This is a genomic window from Sphaerospermopsis reniformis, from assembly GCF_005402885.1.
Classification (GTDB): domain Bacteria; phylum Cyanobacteriota; class Cyanobacteriia; order Cyanobacteriales; family Nostocaceae; genus Sphaerospermopsis; species Sphaerospermopsis kisseleviana.
Genome location: NZ_BJCE01000398.1, coordinates 1 through 2,840, shown reverse-complemented (window position 1 = coordinate 2,840; position 2,840 = coordinate 1). Strand labels below are relative to the sequence as shown.

The 2,840-nt window shown below is 36.3% G+C and carries 2 protein-coding genes; both read right to left on the bottom strand.

All coding sequences use genetic code 11. The features are described 5' to 3' along the window. Nucleotides 1-263: 263 nt before the first annotated feature. Nucleotides 264-818 carry a Uma2 family endonuclease gene (locus FFR48_RS26860; RefSeq protein WP_096572125.1) on the bottom strand — a complete coding sequence of 185 codons (555 nt, stop codon included), beginning with the start codon at nt 816-818 and terminating at the stop codon, nt 264-266. 547 nt (nt 819-1,365) lie between these two features. Next, on the bottom strand, nt 1,366-2,559 hold the full coding sequence (locus FFR48_RS26855; protein WP_162501984.1) for a GUN4 domain-containing protein: 1,194 nt from the start codon (nt 2,557-2,559) through the stop codon (nt 1,366-1,368). Between the last annotated feature and the right edge of the window lie 281 nt (nt 2,560-2,840).

The window sequence follows — 2,840 nt, the reverse complement described above, 5'->3', positions numbered from 1 at the left end:
CAAGAGATGGCAAAGAAATTTTCAAATCTCCTCCTGACTCCTGACTCCTGACTCCTGACTCCTGACTCCTGACTCCTGACTCCTGACTCCTGACTCCTATGCCCTCACGGAAAGACTTTCTCAGCAACCCCTAAGTAAGGTGTGTTAGCGATCATTTAATCAATTATTTCTGTATCAGGTAATACTTTATCTATTTTTTGTAGGTCGGGTTCAGCGACAGTATAATCCGACGTTTATGTTAGGTTTTGTACTTCACAACAAACTTATTCAAATACAGGAGGCCATAATTCAGAAATAGCAATTTCCCAACCAGGAAATAATTCATTTACGGTTAATTTATCATCTGCTGTTAATAATGTAATTTTACCATCAGGACGATAAACAGTAACAGTTAATTCATCAGGATTAATGAGAATTGCTACCTTTGCACCTAATTTTAAAAACAATTTGAGTTTATCTTCTAATTTAGGAACTCTATCAGTTTTTGATTTAATTTCTACTACTAAATCGGGAACTAAATTACCAAAATCTCTCACAGTCCGCTTTAATCTTTGAGCAGAAACAAAAGAAACATCAGGAGCGCGTAAATCAGTATTTGGCATAATAAACCCACCACTGGAGTCAAATATTCTCCCTAATTTACGAGGATTAGTCCATAATTTTAGCAAATATATGAACTCAGCGCCAATTTCACTAGATTCTATATCCGATGGACCCATAATTAAAATATTTCCTTCTTGTAATTCTATTTGATAGTCGTTATTATCATCTTTTAATATTTGTTCTATTTTTTCTAAGTTGTTAATTGTGAGAGTCATATAATTTTCATCTCCAGTGATATTTGTGATGATTAAATATCATAACATTTTGTCAAACTATGTAGGTTGGGTTGTTCGCGTTAGCGTTGCGAAGCAATGGAACAAAACTCAACATTTTTCCTTCTTTTGTTGGGTTTCACTTCGTTCTACCCAACCTACAATAGACATTTCCGGGAATTAATGTAGAGACGTTCTATAGAACGTCTCTACAAGGGTTTTAGAAAACGCACATTTAATTTTCGGACAAGTCTAAGCTGTTGTGCATTTAATTTGTATAAGTGGAACAGGCATCTTGCCTGTTAAACAAGAGTTCAGAATATTAGGATTATACAATTTAGCTGTGTAACAGCTTAATACTATGTTTTGTAGGTCGGGTTCAGCGACAGCGTAACCTGACGTTCATGTCATGTTGGGTTTCGTACCTCAACCCAACCTACAAACTAAACCCCCGCTAACAGGTAATGAAATCCCCAAAGCCTAATAAATCGGTTATTTACTTCTTGATAAGAAATACTTATAATCTTGTATAACGCTTATGGGTTATAGTCTAGAGAAGAGAAAAGAGTACCCACCCACGCCAACCGGAAGAGAAAAGAGTACCCACAAAGGGCAGGTGTCCTATTGGTGCATTTGTACTAAATGTGTAGTAAAATGTGTAACTATCGTAACTGAGAAACTCACCATTTTTTCTCCAACCAACGCGATCGCCTAACTTTATATAGGTATCCCAGTCCACTAGTCCATCCAACTTACCACCCAACTCCAGCCAAATTTGCTTTTGTACAGAAAAGCCAAACTTACCATTGCTATATTTTACCCATAATTGATCCATTTTCCGCAATTCCTGTCTGGGAAAATTTTTCACATCTTCAAGTCTTAACCATCCTTCCTGTTCTCGTTTGGTTAACTTTTTCATCAATTCCCAAGTTTCTAAATCTGCATCTCGCCATTTTCCTGCTTTTAATAATGCTTCTAATTTTTGAAATATGACAGGTGTAGGTTCATTTGTAAGACTAGGATTATTACGAGGGGTATTAGCTTGGGTGTTATCTGGAATATTATTTTGAATATTACTAATTAAATTGGGGAATTTTTCCGTGGGTATTCCCAGAACCCCCACAATATTAGTCGTTGGAACACCTTCAATTCTAATAGTTCTGGTTTCTGCCTGACCATGAATGGCAATTACAAAACCTTCTTCATTTAATACTGGTCCCCCACTCATCCCATCTAAAGCAGGTCCACTATAGGATAATTCATACCCTTCTTTATCTTGTCTTCTTCCTGTTATATCGGCTGGTATAAAACGATAATTACGCGGTTCTGTTGCGGGAAATCCTGCATAATATACTCTTGCACCTTCTTTAACTGTCCGAGAATCAGCAATTTTAGCAACGGGATAATTTTGGGAACTGGTAAATCTAACTAAAGCTAAATCTAATTTTCCCACAATTTGAGCTTTATTTTCCATCTGGTATTTTTGCCCGTCATGGGTGATAATCTCATAAAGACCATATCCCACTTTTTTCACCACATGATTAGCTGTTAGCACAGTGTAGGTATTACCATTTTTAGCGATAATCACTCCTGAACCTTTACCATCTAGTCCTCCAATCATGACGGTGATTGGTTTAGCGATATTATTAACTTGTTGAGGAGTTAAGGCAGATACGGGTTGGTATTGTACTATAGCTAGGGTTGTTGTCCCTAGAATTACTCCTAATCCCTGGGAAAATTTCATAGTCCTTTGTTTGTTATAATTGTTTTGTATAATGCTGTTTTTATATCATCTTTTTTACTGGATGTAAAGCACAAGTAGGATGTGTTAGCTTTATTCATAACGCACCAATAAGTTTTATAAAGTTAACAGGCAAGATGCCTGTTCCACAGTTAATTTAAGTAGGGTTTGCTGAATAAACCTAAAACCTTGATATATCAAAGGTTAGAGGCTGATAAACACAGAAATTAGTGCAAGGGTTTTGAAGGGTATACCGGAAAAAGTGTGCATTTTTTGGGATTTCA

Excerpts from the sequence above, each read along its gene's own strand:
- FFR48_RS26860 (WP_096572125.1), bottom strand. The coding sequence starts at position 818 with ATGACTCTCACAATTAACAACTTAGAAAAAATAGAACAAATATTAAAA.
- FFR48_RS26855 (WP_162501984.1), bottom strand. The coding sequence starts at position 2,559 with ATGAAATTTTCCCAGGGATTAGGAGTAATTCTAGGGACAACAACCCTA.